General features: G+C 42.8%; 12 protein-coding genes. 11 read left to right on the top strand and 1 reads right to left on the bottom strand.

Annotation, left to right across the window (positions count from 1 at the left end; all coding sequences use genetic code 11):
* Positions 1 to 62: 62 nt before the first annotated feature.
* Complete coding sequence (locus tag ACTNCK_RS08650) at positions 63 to 1,802, top strand: hypothetical protein (RefSeq protein WP_441082114.1); 1,740 nt, start codon at positions 63 to 65, stop codon at positions 1,800 to 1,802.
* Here the strand turns inward: ACTNCK_RS08650 and yfbR are convergent.
* Positions 1,795 to 2,397 (bottom strand): 5'-deoxynucleotidase, encoded by a 603-nt coding sequence (gene yfbR / locus ACTNCK_RS08645; RefSeq protein WP_441082113.1) that lies wholly within the window; start codon positions 2,395 to 2,397, stop codon positions 1,795 to 1,797. The genes ACTNCK_RS08650 and yfbR overlap by 8 nt on opposite strands.
* Positions 2,398 to 2,495: 98 nt before the next feature.
* Between yfbR and ACTNCK_RS08640 the strand changes: the two genes are divergently transcribed.
* From ACTNCK_RS08640 to ACTNCK_RS08595, 10 genes are all read left to right on the top strand, one after another.
* On the top strand, positions 2,496 to 3,803 hold the full coding sequence (locus ACTNCK_RS08640; RefSeq protein WP_441082112.1) for an ATP-binding protein: 1,308 nt from the start codon (positions 2,496 to 2,498) through the stop codon (positions 3,801 to 3,803).
* A 92-nt stretch (positions 3,804 to 3,895) separates the two neighbouring features.
* The gene (locus ACTNCK_RS08635; RefSeq protein WP_441082111.1) at positions 3,896 to 4,090 is read left to right on the top strand and encodes a hypothetical protein; all 195 of its coding nucleotides are present in this window, start codon (positions 3,896 to 3,898) and stop codon (positions 4,088 to 4,090) included.
* A gap of 19 nt (positions 4,091 to 4,109) precedes the next feature.
* Complete coding sequence (locus ACTNCK_RS08630; RefSeq protein WP_441082110.1) at positions 4,110 to 4,793, top strand: exonuclease domain-containing protein; 684 nt, start codon at positions 4,110 to 4,112, stop codon at positions 4,791 to 4,793.
* 192 nt (positions 4,794 to 4,985) lie between these two features.
* Positions 4,986 to 6,719 (top strand): phospho-sugar mutase, encoded by a 1,734-nt coding sequence (locus ACTNCK_RS08625; protein WP_441082109.1) that lies wholly within the window; start codon positions 4,986 to 4,988, stop codon positions 6,717 to 6,719.
* Positions 6,720 to 6,758: 39 nt separating this feature from the next.
* Positions 6,759 to 7,781, top strand: coding sequence for a LacI family DNA-binding transcriptional regulator (locus ACTNCK_RS08620; RefSeq protein WP_441082108.1), 1,023 nt, complete (start codon positions 6,759 to 6,761; stop codon positions 7,779 to 7,781).
* 193 nt (positions 7,782 to 7,974) lie between these two features.
* On the top strand, positions 7,975 to 9,351 hold the full coding sequence (locus ACTNCK_RS08615) for an ABC transporter substrate-binding protein (protein WP_441082107.1): 1,377 nt from the start codon (positions 7,975 to 7,977) through the stop codon (positions 9,349 to 9,351).
* 48 nt (positions 9,352 to 9,399) lie between these two features.
* The gene (locus ACTNCK_RS08610) at positions 9,400 to 10,422 is read left to right on the top strand and encodes a carbohydrate ABC transporter permease (RefSeq protein WP_441082106.1); all 1,023 of its coding nucleotides are present in this window, start codon (positions 9,400 to 9,402) and stop codon (positions 10,420 to 10,422) included.
* The gene (locus ACTNCK_RS08605) at positions 10,422 to 11,300 is read left to right on the top strand and encodes a carbohydrate ABC transporter permease (protein ID WP_441082105.1); all 879 of its coding nucleotides are present in this window, start codon (positions 10,422 to 10,424) and stop codon (positions 11,298 to 11,300) included. The genes ACTNCK_RS08610 and ACTNCK_RS08605 overlap by 1 nt, the downstream gene beginning before the upstream one ends.
* 36 nt (positions 11,301 to 11,336) lie before the next feature.
* Positions 11,337 to 12,584 carry an AGE family epimerase/isomerase gene (locus ACTNCK_RS08600; RefSeq protein ID WP_441082104.1) on the top strand — a complete coding sequence of 416 codons (1,248 nt, stop codon included), beginning with the start codon at positions 11,337 to 11,339 and terminating at the stop codon, positions 12,582 to 12,584.
* A 29-nt stretch (positions 12,585 to 12,613) separates the two neighbouring features.
* Positions 12,614 to 13,789: a glycoside hydrolase family 130 protein gene (locus ACTNCK_RS08595; protein ID WP_441082103.1), complete on the top strand. Its 1,176-nt coding sequence runs from the start codon at positions 12,614 to 12,616 to the stop codon at positions 13,787 to 13,789.
* Positions 13,790 to 13,801 lie beyond the last annotated feature (12 nt).

Genomic DNA, 13,801 nt, shown 5'->3' with positions numbered 1-13,801 from the left:
TACAAATGACAGTCACTTGAGTTATAATAGTCCGACAGGGTAATTATCTCAAGGGGTTTATTATGTTTGACAGAGATGCAGTATCACATGATTTAGACATTATCGTTCATCTTGCCGGAAGACTTGACATGGATGACAGGGAACAGATCAGGGCTGTTCTACTGATGCAGAAGAAGGATAATCTGCTGGTGAGCGATTATGGTAAGAAGTTTATAGGCCGGCTTATTGGTGTCTTTACTGGCAGGGATGTCCCTTGTACTGATATTTTCACTGGGGATATAATCCAGGGAAAATTTCCAGTAGATGAGTTTACTATAGAAAGGATAAAAAGCAATCCGGATGGATTTGTAGCTTTTCTTGAAAAAAAGGACGCCGCCGACGCTCTCGCAAGGCATAGAAGAGAGGCAGCCTCGGCAGTTGAAAGGCTTAAGTCCACGGATAAAAACAGCAGCACAGGGAGGGCTGTTTCTGATAACAGGGTAAAGGATGCGGTGATAAAGCCTACTCCGAAGAAGTCAATAGAAAAGGTGGAGGCAGAAGAAAAGGCTGTAACTCCTACTGAAAAAAGGCCTCAGATGGCAGAGACTGAGGTTAAAGAAAAGACCAGAACGGCTGCGCCGCCTAGGACGACTGAGGATAGGGCTGATACAGATAAAATAAAGCAGGAGAAGGATTCTTCTACAGTAAAGCCAAGTTTTTATCAACAGCAGGAGATGCAGTACCGGCGCAAAATGGAGGAAGCCAGGATTGCTGATGAACAGAGAATTCAGGAACAAGCTGAGCTAAGGGCAGCGCAGGAAGCTCTTGATAAGGAGGCAGCGCAGTACGATGCAATAAAGGATACTGCTAAAAAAGCAAAGGAAGCTGCAAGGGATGCCTTTCATTCTGCAAAGGATACTGCGGAGGATCTATCCAACAGGGTATATGAGTTTTCAAAGGCGTCAGGCAGGGAAGGGAACAGCCCTCTTGATCTGTTTGCAGATATAGAGAAGCCATGGAAATATCTGAATATTTACTGGAAGCTATTTCTGGTCTTCCTTCTGTTTGGCTACTGGTTTATCATGACAAAAAGCGCGGGTGCCATAGTCCCTGAGATGATACTTGGCTCGGCTATGATACCAGTTGCAGTGATCCTTTATCTGAATGAGATCAATGGAATCTATGAGGAAACGCTTCCTCTGACGAGTGCTGTATATTCGCTGATCTTTGGTGGCATCATGTCTTTGATTCTGACATGGATCACAGGCGTGGTATTTATTGGAGTACCGGTTCTTAATGCGGTTTTTGCAGGGATAATAGATGAGCTGATGGTATTTGTTACCCTGCTTGGAATAGAGATGTACCATATAAAGAGGACAGGTAAAAATGCCACGGTCCTTCAGGGTGCCTGGTACGGAGCCTGCTTTGGAGCCGGATTTAGTATTTATCAGGTGTGTCAGACTTCTCTATCTGGATATCTCTCCGATGGACGGGCCGGAGTCTTTATGTGGAAGCTTTTATCACAGAGCCTCTTGAGCATAGGAGGTCATATAGCCTGGGCCCTTATCTGTGGTGGGGCATTATCGGTAATTGTTACCGAGACCGGAGTTATAAAAAGCTATGAGTTTGGGAAAATGTGTGCGCTTTCCGTTGCTTTCCCGATTATCATGCAGGTCCTCTGGGATCTGCCATTCGGAAACTGGGGGATATATGGATTTACACTAAAGGGAGTTGCCTTAGGCCTGATCTCACTCTGGGTCGTCAATATATTCCTCCACAGAGGCATAAGAGAGGCAATAATATCCAAGAGGGAGTCTATATAAGCTCATCAAGGGTTTTGCCATACGATGGAAGAAATTCCTTCATAAAGTCAGAAAGCTCTGGAAGCTCTTCACACATTTTGTGAAGGGCTTTTTCTATTGTCCTCATGGCAGTGGTGAATTCGTGATTTCCGGCCTTTTCTTCCTCGATGCATTTGATGTATGCAGAGAGCTTATCAGCGGCTTTTACAAGCCGTCTCATGTAACGTTCATCATCATCACTGTCAACAGGAGGATCCTCACAGATGATATCCCGAAAGGAGTCCTGGAGATCCTTAGGAAGATGATTGAGCAGAGTAAGCTCAGCCTGATGTTCCATATCCTTATATGCGCTTTTAAGGGTTTCGTCAGAGTATTTGACAGGAGTAGGCATGTCTCCGGTGATTATCTCAGATGCATCGTGATAGAGGCCGATAAGGGCTGCTCTTTCGCTGTTCAGGTGTCTGCCATAGCGGGCGTTTGCAATCACACAGAGTGCATGTGATATCATTGCGACCTCCATGGAGTGCTCGCTTAAGGATTCTTCCCTGGCGGAATGCATAAGCGACCAGCGCTGTATATATTTCATTCTGGCAATAGCTGCAAAAAAAGTGTTCATGGTTTTCTCCTTATGTTGAATATAGTATAGCATTTTATCTACCTGAAGTGGTAAAATATATTTGAATAGTTTTAAAAAGAAAGAGAAAGGCAGCGCAAATGTATAAAGAAATAGCGGAATTTATTTCATATGGAAACATTCCTCATGACAGTATCCTGTACAGACTAGGCGACATATTCAGGGACTATGATGAAAACAGGTCATCTGATGCAGAGCTAAAGAGGAGGATCTATACTGAGGTACACAGGCTATTAGCCCTTGCAACGGATTATGGCTTTGATGGTAATCTCTGGCAGAATTACCTTACGTATCTTATGATAACGGACGAAAATCCTTTTTCAATAACATGTGAGAAGGTCGGAGCCAATGAGGGATCGGTAAATGAATTTGCAAAAAATGATTTCAGGGCTGCTATAAGGCTATTTCATTATGATTTTGCACCTATTGAGAAGGCTCTGGGAATCAATGTTTTTACAGTGCTTTGCAATTATAAGGCAGTCGTAAAAAAGGATCTTATGTATAATCATTCTGTTTCTGTCAAGGTAAGGGAGCTAAGCGCAAGGCTTTCGCAGGCAAAGGATGAGAATGAATTCTTTACCATAATGACAGACTTCTATAAGGCTGTTGGCGTTGGTATGTTCGGTCTGAACAAGGCATTTCGTATCTCTGATGATGACGGGAAGGTTATTTTCCATCCTATCAACAATATGGAGGTCGTTCATCTAAATGATCTTGTAGGATATGAGGAGCAGAAGCGGCAGCTGGTTGAAAATACGGAGGCTTTTGTAGAAGGGCGCGGAGGAAACAACTGCCTTCTTTATGGAGATTCTGGAACTGGAAAGTCCACCTCGATCAAGGCTATAGTAAATGAATACTATGATCAGGGGCTTAGGATGATAGAGATCTACAAGCATCAGATGAAGGATATAAGTACCGTTATTTCGATGATCAAGAATCGAAACTATCGTTTCATCATCTATATGGATGACCTTTCATTTGAAAATTTTGAGATAGAGTATAAGTATCTTAAGGCAGTCATAGAAGGCGGAGTTGAGACAAAGCCAGGTAATGTATTGATCTATGCTACAAGTAACAGGCGGCATCTGATAAAGGAGGACTGGTCTGACAGAGATGATGTCGAGGGGGATGCAGGTATCTTCAAGAGTGACACGATTGAGGAAAAGCTATCTCTTGTGAACCGCTTCGGATGTCAGATAAACTATTCAAAGCCGGATCAGAAGCGATATTTTGAGATAGTCAGGGAACTGGCTCACAGAAATAAGATAGATATGACAGATGAGGAGCTTGAGAAGGCTGCTAATGTCTGGGAGATAAGAAGAGGAGGCATGTCGGGACGGACTGCCCAGCAGCTAATAAATTATCTGAGCGGAAAGGGCGAGGTTTAACCTGAGATTTACTATATTTGATTTTTATGGTATCATTATATGGTGTTTCTTTTAGCCTGAGAAATATCTGCAATGCAGGAAAGGAGAATGATATGAACACTATAACTCTTATCTGTCAGGGATGTGGAAGACCTTTTACCCTTGCCCAGTCGGACTATGACAGGATGCTTGATGAAAATATCACTACTCCCCGATTCTGTTCTATCCAGTGTGCTTTCCATGGATGGGACAGACAGGCTGTCTGGTTTGGAAGATATCGAAGAGACGCAGGTGATCAGAAAGGCTGACATTTTGTCAGACAGTATTATGGAACAAGAAAAGATAAGCATCTTCGTAGATTTCGAAATGCAACCGGTAGACCGGAATAAGCATCCGGCAGAATGGGATATTGCCAGGCATGAGATCATCGAGATCGGAGCTGTCATGCTTGATGAAGGACTGGATGAGATCGACAGCTTCCAGTCCTATGTCCGGCCGGCATACTCAGATGAGATCCAGCAGACTGTGGAAGCCATGACAGGGATTACAGAGAAGACTCTGGCTCTTGCTCCGGGGTTCGCCCAGGCTTTTTGTGATTTTTCCAGATGGTGCAATAAAAACGGACAAGTATATTCGATCTATGCATGGAGCGGCGCTGACCGTGGTCAGATAGTTCATGAGCTTTTGCTTAAGCAGATAGAAAAGACTGATTCTGTAAAATACATGCTTTCTCACTGGTATGATTATCAGAAGATCTTTACAAGAACGATCGGTAGAAAGCTGGCGGTTTCTCTCGACAGAGCAGTCACTGCCTGCGGACTATCATTTGAGGGCCAGATGCACGATGCTCTCTGGGATGCAAGAAATACAGCCAGGCTATACAGACTAACCTCGGATAAAAAGAGCTTCAGAAAGATGGCGCCCGGTGTAAAGAGATCTCTTGAAACAAAAGATCACTTTACGGCTTCTCTTGGAGACATGGTTGATTTGAGTAAGTTCAATCTGCCATAAGACTTTTGGAATAAGCATACATTTTATACTAATAATTTGTTAGTGTAAAATGTATGCTTATTCTATGTAATTAGATATATGTATTTCAATATGTCAAATAAAAAGACTGGCAAAATTATTTAAACACTTGACACGTGACGATTATTAGCCTATATTTAAGTTGAATTAAGCTAAAATCCAAGGAGGATAGATATGACTGAGGAAGTGAAAAAGAGATATCAGCAGTGGATTTCTGATCCATATTTTGATGAAGGGACAAGGAGAGAATTACAGGATATCTCGGATGATGAGGATGAGATAAACGATCGTTTCTACAGAGACCTGGAGTTCGGAACTGGCGGACTTCGAGGAGTTCTAGGTGCGGGAACCAACAGGATGAATATCTATACCGTCCGTAAGGCGACTCAGGGTCTTGCCAATTACATTTTAAGACAGAATGGTCAGGACAAGGGTGTTGCGATAGCATATGATTCAAGGATCATGTCAGATGAATTTGCGAAGGAAGCAGCACTGTGCCTTAACGCGAACGGGATCAGAAGCTTTATTTTCCCTTCGCTTAGACCAACTCCTGTGCTTTCTTTTACAGTAAGAAAGCTGCATTGCATTGCGGGCATTGTTATTACAGCATCTCATAATCCTCGTGAATACAATGGATATAAAGTATATTGGGAGGATGGAGCACAGATCACTCCTCCTCATGATAAGAATATTATGGCCTGTGTTGAGGAGGTTAATGAGTTCTCCGCTGTAAAGACGATGGATGAGGAGAGCGCAAGGGTGGCTGACCTGTATAATGTTATTGGCTATGAGGTGGACGATGCTTATATAGCCGAGCTTAAAAAGCAGTCAGTTCATCCTGAGATCATAAGGGAAATGGCTGACAATTTCACTATCGTTTATACACCTCTTCATGGAACAGGCAATGTTTTTGTAAGAAGAGTTCTGAAGGAGCTTGGCTTCAATAACGTATATACTGTTCCGGAGCAGGAAAAACCAGATGGTACCTTCCCTACGGTTTCATATCCTAACCCGGAATCGCCGAAGGCATTTGAGCTTGCCTTAAAGCTGGCTGAAAAGAAGGATGCGGACCTTGTTCTGGCAACTGATCCTGATGCAGACAGACTTGGAGTTTACTGTAAGGATACGAGGAATGGAGGATATATAAGCTTTACTGGTAATATGTCAGGGGCCATCATAGGTGAATATCTGCTTAGAGAGAAAAAGGCATCTGGAACCCTTCCAGCCAATGCAGCTCTTGTAGAAACAATAGTTACGACAGATATGTTAAAGCCGATTGCCAGAGAATATGGAGCTGATCTGATCGAGGTTCTTACAGGCTTTAAATATATAGGAGAGCAGATCAGGCTTTTCAAGGAAGACAATAGCCATGAATTCATTTTTGGCATGGAAGAGAGTTATGGATGTCTGGCTGGGACCTATGCCAGAGATAAGGATGCGCCAGTAGCCGTGATGCTCCTCTGCGAGGCGGCATGCTGGTATAAAAAGCATGGTAAAACGCTCTGGGATGCGATGGAAGACATTTACAGGAAATATGGCTATTATAGAGAGACTCTTTCTACGATCACAAAGGCTGGTGAAGATGGCGCCAGGGCTATTTCTGCAATGATGGATAAAATGCGGACTGAAAAGGTAGACCGGCTTGGTGACCATAGGGTGCTTGCTTTAAGAGACTATAAAACCGGGGTCAGAAGGGATTTTTTAACTGAAAAAGAAACTAAATTAACACTTCCGGTTTCTAATGTGCTATACTATGAATTATCTGATGATGCATGGTGCTGTGTCCGCCCTTCAGGAACTGAGCCTAAGATCAAGTTCTATATGGGAGTTAAGGGAAACAGCATAAGTGACGCAGATCAGAAGCTTGAAGAGCTCAAAAAAGCAATGACTGATTTTGTAGAAAGTTAAACCAGTTGGGCCTGCCGACAAACAGGGAAAGGGGCAGCAATGGCAAAGAATGTAACACTTTCTGATATCGCGAAAAAGGTAGGGGTTAGTACTGTTACTGTATCCAAAGCGCTTTCCGGACAAAATGGAGTAAGTGACGCCGTACGAGCTCAGATAAAGTCGCTTGCTGATGAGATGGGATACAGGAAAAAGCCCAGGTCAGCAAAGCGTGATAGAAACGATGAAGGATATAATATAGGAGTTATCATATCTGATGGGTTCCTTGACAAATATTCATCATTCTATTCGACTATGTATAAGGAGCTCGCGGCACAGGCGGTCAATCGTGGATGCTTCGCCTTTATGGAGCCTGTAACAAAGGAAGACGAGCAGGCCCAAAACCTTCCCAGGCTTGTAACCGAGGAGAGGGCAGATGGCATAGTTGTAATAGGACATCTGTCAGAAAAATACCTTTCTTCCCTACGTAAAAAAGGCGGATTACCTGTAGTCTATATGGATTTTGCGACTACTGACAGAGAGGCCGATGCAGTAATATCGAATGGGTACTATGGAAGCTATTTTCTCACCAACTATCTTTTTGATAAGGGCTTTAAGAAGATAGCCTTCCTTGGGACCATCGGCTCAACCGAGTCGATAACAGACAGATACCTGGGCTATATCAAGTCGGAAATAGAGCATGGATATTCTTATGGGGATTCAATGGTAATAATGGACAGGGATCCGGTCACAGGCAGAATGGATGAGGATAAATATTTCGAGATTCCCGATAAGGATAATATGCCTGAGGCCTTTGTATGCAATAGTGATCTGGCGGCGGCTAAGCTTATCCATAAGCTTAGGAAAGAAGGCTACGGGGTTCCTGATGATGTATCTGTCGTGGGCTATGATAATTATCTTTATCCGGGACTATGTGATATAGGGATCACGACTTATGAGGTGGATATCCGTCAGATGGCGAGGAAGGTTCTTCATATGATAACCCACAAGATAGATAACAGGCCATATCAGGGGGGAGTTCAGATAGTTGAGGGAAGGCTGATTGAAAAGGAATCAGTAAGATGACAGGAGGCGGGAAACACCCCGCCTATTTTTTATGCATATTTCACAAAAACCGCAAGTTTGATTTGTTTAATCTGACTAAAATTACTTAATTAACCGATTTTTAGCTTGACTAAATTAAGTTTAGAAGTATAATTAAGTTAGCTTCAAAAGAGAAGCAAAACAAGTTTCTAGTCCAGGATAAGGAGGGCTTAAAATGAAGAAGAGACTTTTATCAATCGTTCTTGCAGGAGCAATGTGTGTAGGACTTGCAGCCTGCGGTGGGAAGAACGGCGCAACAAAGAGCAGCTCAGCTAAGAAGGATAAGCTGACATACTCTGGAACAGTTCTCGGAGAGAATACAGACCTGAAGGCTGATATCACAGTGTTCAACCACAGAACAGATCTTGACTCCGACGATTACAAGGGTACTACCTGGAAGCAGTATCTGGCAGCCTTTAATAAGGATTATCCAAACATCCATGTAAAGATCACAACAGATACAAACTATGCAGATGATGCTCTGACACATCTTCAGTCAGGAGACTATGAGACAGTCATGATGATCCCGGCAGTAAATAAGTCAGATCTTTCATCATATTTCATGCCGCTTGATTCTCTTGATAATATGAAGAAAGAGATCAATTATGCTGAAACCTGGGAATATGATGGATCAGTATATGGTGTTCCTTCAACAGCTACAACACAGGGTATCGTATATAATAAGAAGGTATTCAAGGAAGCTGGGATCACAGATCTTCCTAAGACACCGGATGACTTCATCGCAGATCTCCAGAAGATCAAGGATAATACTAAGGCAATTCCTCTTTATACCAACTACGCAGCAGGATGGACAATGGGTGCATGGGATGCTTACATCGGTGGAGGCGCTACAGGGGATGCAACCTATATGAACCAGAAGCTTGTCCATACAAAGAATCCGTTCTCAGATCCGGGTGATAAAACACATGCTTATAATGTTTACAAAATCCTTTATGATGCAGTTAACAAGAAGCTTACAGAGGATGACTACACCACAACAGACTGGGAAGGCTGCAAGGGTATGATAAACAGCGGAAAGATCGGCTGTATGGTACTTGGATCATGGGCTTATCCTCAGATGGAGGCTGCTGGTGACAATGGCGACGATATCGGATATATGCCGTTCCCGATCACTATTGATGGTAAGCAGTATGCATCAGCTGGAGCAGACTATTCATATGGTATCAATAACAATGTATCTGATACAGCTAAGCAGGCGGCTCTTATCTTTGTAAAGTGGATGACAGACAAGTCTGGATTCTCATACAACGAGGACGGACTTCCGGTTTCAAAGTCAGACGACAGAACAAAGCTTGCATTTGACGGTGTTGATTTCGTAACTGATGAGCCGGCTCTTAAGGGCGAGGAGGATTATCTGAACGAAATGAACTCTGAGTCAGAGCTTAACATTAACAATGGTGGAAACGACAAGATCCAGGCTATCGTTGAGCACGCTTCAAAGGGTGACGAGTCCTTTGATAATATCATGAAGGAATGGAACAAGAAGTGGAGCGATGCGCAGGACGCAAATGGAATAGAGGCTAAGTACTAAAACGCGGAGGAGGCGCTTCGGCGCCTCTTCTTAAAAAGGAGAAATTCCATGACAGAAAAAAAGACATTTAGTCAATGGATAACAAGCAGAAGAGTACAGCAGGTGCTGATATGCTTGGGGTTTACTCTTATCCCCCTGCTTCTGCTTTTAGTATTCACATACATACCATTTGGCAAAATGGTTCAGTTTTCTTTCTTTAAGATGACCTATCTTACTCCGCCAGAAGCAAGGAAGTTCGTTGGATGGCAGAATTACATAGATGTGTTCCGCAGAAAGGACTGCTTCGGGGCCTTAAAGCTGTCTCTGTACTATATGGTTGGAGCTATCGTGCAGCTTTTTTTAGCGCTGCTTCTCGCAACAATTCTTTCATTCAAAACCAAGGGCGGAAATTTCTTTAAGGGCCTGATGTTTTTCCCTTACCTGATAAGCGGAATTGCGATCGGATTTATTTTCAAGTTTTTCTACACCAGAGGCTTCGTACTTGATACAGTTCTGCAGTGGTGCGGATTTAACCTGAAAGATCTTCCTTACTGGCTGAAGGATCAGAAGGTTAACAACTGGTCGCTTGTATTTACATCAGTCTGGAGATACTTCGGACAGAATATGGTCCTTTTCATAGGAGCAATAATGTCAGTGGACTCTGAGCTTTATGAAGCAGCATCTCTTGACGGAGCAAACAGATGGCAGCAGTTCAGATATATTATCCTTCCTTCGATCAAGACTATAGTGACACTTAATGTAATCTTAAGTATTACCGGATCACTAAGCTCCTTCGAGCAGCCATTCGTTATCACTAGCGGTGCAAATGGTACAGGAACATATTTCGTGATCATGAACAGGATAGCACATGTATCACAGAAGGTTGGCCTTGCATCGGCAATGGCAGTAGTTCTTCTTATGATAATAATATTCTGTACGATCCTGCAGAAGCTGTTCTTCAAGTACATCTTCCGCGATGCAGAGTCAGATGATGAGTCATACAAGGCAAAGAAGGCAAGACTTAAAGCTGAAAAAGCCGCGAAGAAGGCTATGAAAGCAAGCTCTGTTAAAGCGAAAGGAGGCATTGCTTAATGGATGCATCAGTCAGGGTAAAGCCTAAGAAATACAAGAAGAGTTATAATCCTGAGCAGGTTGTATTCGGATTAATAAAGTATCTGATACTCTGCTTGTTTGGATTCATTGCAGTACTCCCGATAATCTCCTGCGTTATCACCGCATTCAAGACTAATGCTGAATATCAGGAAACGAATGTGATGACTCCGCCGAAGAGCTGGCTTAATTTCCATAACTTCGTAGATGCTTTTACGAAGGCAAATATGGGAAGAGCCTTTATCAACTCCTTTATAGTAATGGTCGTGGTGCTTGTTGTATCTGTGATCATTGGTTCGCAGCTGGCGTTCGTTCTGAACAGGTTCAAATTCCCGGGCAATAAGCTCATAAGGAATCTGTTCTTTCTGGCGAGTCTCCTTCCGGCAGTTGCTACCCAGGTCACAGTTTACAGTATCATGTCGAAGTTAGGTTTCATCAATCATCTCTATGGTTATATTATCATGATGTGTGGAACCGACGTTATATCAATATATCTGTTCATTCAGTTTATGGAAAACATTCCTGTTTCGCTGGATGAATCAGCAATCATGGATGGCGCAAGCTACTGGACGATCTACTGGAAGATCATTCTTCCTCTACTGAAGCCAGCTATAGTAACAAGCTGTATCTTAAAGGGTGTTTCAGTATATAACGAATACTACTGCGCCAACCTTTACCTTCAGACTCCGGATGTCAAGACACTTGCAGTATCACTTTATACGTTCGTAGGACCTATGGGCTCTCAATATAATCTGATCTGTGCTGGTGTTATTATCTCATTCATTCCTGCGCTTATAGTGTTTATCCTGTTCCAGAAGCAGATTTACAGTGGTATCGCTGCAGGCGCAGTAAAGGGCTGATAAATGGAAGACATATTTTTAAGATTAACTAAAGAGATGAAAAAGCATCTCTGCACTGTGATACTGCCATTCTGGCTTCGTCGCAGAGACGATGTGAATGGCGGATTCACGGGATATATGGATTATGATCTGCATGACGATGATAAAGCAGTTAAGGGTGGTATATTAAACAGCCGTATCCTCTGGTTCTTTTCATCTGTTGTGAAGGCTATGAATCAGGGACAGATAAGTGAAGAGGATCTGATCGGATATAAGAAATCTGATATTGAAGCTGCAGCTGACCATGCATATGAATTTCTTCGTGATGTGATCTATGATAAAGAAAATGGTGGTCTCTTCTGGTCGGTAACCTATGATGGAAAGCCATATGATACCACGAAGCATACATACAATCAGGGATTTGGTATCTATGGGCTGGCAGCCTACTATGAAATAACAGGGAAGAGAGAAGCTCTGAATCTGGCTCTTGATCTTTTTGATGTGATAGAAGATCATTGCCGTGATAAGGATGGTTACGGAGAGGCATATAACAGGGATTTTACTCCTGCTTCCAATGAGAAATTATCGGAAAACGGAGTTATGGCATCGCGTACGATGAACACTCTTCTTCATGTTTATGAAGGCTATGCGAAGCTGCTGGAGGTTTTAAAGGAAAGAGAGGATTACCCTTCCAGAGTTGTCAAGGTTTCTGACAGGATGATATTTCAGTTAAAGATATTTAATGAAAAGATCTATAATCCTGCCAGACATCGTCAGGAAGTGTTTTTTGATAAGAAATATAATTCCTTAATCGATCTCCACTCCTTCGGTCATGATATAGAGACAGCCTGGCTGATCCGATGGGGCCTTCAGGTCTTGAAGATGAAGCCGTCTGTGCCGGATCACAAGGATCTGATCGATGAGACCTGCAGGATGGCAGTTGATCTGACTGAAAAGATCTATAATGACTGCTTTGATGGGCATTCTCTTCCTGCCGAGAAGGAAGGAAACGAGGTTCATGATCATCGTGTATGGTGGGTTCAGGCTGAGACTGTGAATGGATTTCTTTACGAATTCATGGTTAATGGTGATAAGAAGTATCTTGATGCGGCAAATGCAACCTGGGATTACATTAAGGAAAAGGTAATAGACCATAGGAAGGGATCTGAGTGGTATTGGGAGCTATACGCAGACGGCAGTCCGATTCCTGACAGACCTATAGTTGAGGAGTGGAAGTGCCCATACCATAATGGCAGGATGTGTCTTCTGGCGCTTAGCCTGTCTAAGAACAGTCCTGAACTCTGAATAGACTATTTTTGATGAAAGGAAATCAGATGATACAGAAATCCATCGAACAGCTCATTAATGAGCAGGAAGCACTGATAGTAAGACCTAATGAGGTCGATGGGAATTTTTATAACGGAATATATGAGCGTTTTACTCATCCTGTACTTACCAGAGATCATGTTCCAGTATGCTGGAGATATGATTTTGATCCTGAGACAAATCCATATGGTGAGGAAAGACTTGGAATCAATGCTGTGCTCAATTCAGGAGCTATCTATATGAATGGGAGGTATTATCTAGTTCCCCGTATAGAGGGTAATGACAGGAAGTCATTCTTTGCTGTATGTGAAAGCGACAATCCGGTTTCTGGATTTAGATTCTGGGATGAGCCTGTTCAGCTTCCGGATACCGAGCCGGATGAGACAAATGTATATGACATGAGGCTGACACAGCACGAGGATGGATACATATATGGCGTTTTCTGCTCTGAGAGCAAGGATAAGAATAATTCCGATCTTTCTGCAGCTGTTGCAGCTGCAGGAATAGTAAGGACAAAGGACTTAAAGACCTGGGAAAGGCTTCCGAATCTCGTTACACTTCATTCTCCTCAGCAGAGAAATGTTGTTCTGCATCCGGAGTTTGTCGATGGCAAGTATGCATTTTATACCCGTCCGATGGATGATTTCATTGATACAGGAAGTGGTAGTGGTATTGGATTCGGTCTTTGTGATGATATCACTCATCCGGTCATAGATCAGGAAAAGATGACATCGATCAGAAGATATCATCAGATTACAGAGGCAAAGAATGGTGCTGGTGCAGTTCCTATAAAGACCGATAAAGGTTGGATACATATTGCACATGGTGTAAGAAATACGGCTGCTGGCCTAAGATACGTATTATACTGCTTTGCATGTGATCTTAATGATCCTTCTAAGGTTATTGCAGAGCCGGGTGGGCTTTTTGTAGGACCTAGAGGAGCTGAAAGAGTTGGTGATGTATCAAATGTAGTATTCACAAATGGTGCAGTAGTAAATGATAATGGTGACGTTTATATTTACTATGCTTCATCTGATACCAGACTGCATGTAGCGCATACTACGCTTGATCGTCTTGAGGATTATGTATTTAATGGATACGAGGATCCAGGCAGATCAAGAGACTGTGTTACACAGAGAGTCGAGCTGATCAGAAAAAACAAGAGATTTATCGAAAAGGCCTGATAAAAGTTAGAT

This window comes from Candidatus Weimeria sp. HCP3S3_B5, from assembly GCF_052064335.1.
Lineage (GTDB): Bacteria > Bacillota > Clostridia > Lachnospirales > Lachnospiraceae > Weimeria.
Note: the sequence above shows the minus strand (reverse complement) of the source record. Positions and strands in the feature narration are given on the sequence as shown.